This is a genomic window from Ammoniphilus soli (assembly GCF_040813775.1).
Genome location: NZ_JBEGDL010000162.1, coordinates 1 through 666, shown reverse-complemented (window position 1 = coordinate 666; position 666 = coordinate 1). Strand labels below are relative to the sequence as shown.

Sequence of the window (666 nt, the reverse complement as noted above, 5' to 3'; positions counted from 1 at the left end):
ACTCAGTAACAATCCAAATGCACTGGTATAAAGAGTAAGGCTAATTAGATTCATATTTCCTGAAAGAATGAAGTTAATATGCATGAAGATACAAATCAAAATCGAGGGAACTATCATAAATCCTACGATGAGGAATAAGCCAACAATGATCTGGACTATGGGGATGACATAGTTAAAAACCATAACATTGTTTAATGCCACATGCTCATGTAATATTTATAAAATTCTGGCACATTGTCTTTTCCTAATGCGGTAATTAAATAATCCCTTAGAAACACTCCTGGTTCGCTAAACCACGTTTTTCCTACGATCTTCGTTATCCCCGCCAATAACCAACCCAACCCGAACAGAATACGCATCAAAACAACAAGGGAAGGAACTCCCCATTTTTTAAGACTTATTTCAGATTGAGATTTTTGTGCCTCTATAATCATTTATTTTCCACCTCTGTTAATTTGTAAAATTAATTAGCATTTAAGTTTACCCAGTATAACTTTTTTGTCCTTATGCAACTTTTGGTGTATAAAAGTTCCCCGTTATATAAAATTTAGTATGATTATGATTGAGATTTATCATTCTTTTGCTCACTTCCTTCCAGAATTTTTTATTTTAATTATATGCCTATTAACCTTTAAGTTGCCTGTCTAAAAAATATTTTACCATGGG

The 666-nt window shown here is 32.6% G+C and carries 1 protein-coding gene and 1 pseudogene; both read right to left on the bottom strand.

Translation table 11 applies throughout. The features are described from left to right. Positions 1–183, bottom strand: a pseudogene (locus ABLT31_RS38860) (hypothetical protein); the annotation flags it as partial. An 8-nt stretch (positions 184–191) separates the two neighbouring features. Continuing rightward, positions 192–434, bottom strand: a complete 243-nt coding sequence (locus ABLT31_RS38855) for a hypothetical protein (protein WP_367761072.1) — start codon at positions 432–434, stop codon at positions 192–194. Positions 435–666: the final 232 nt, after the last annotated feature.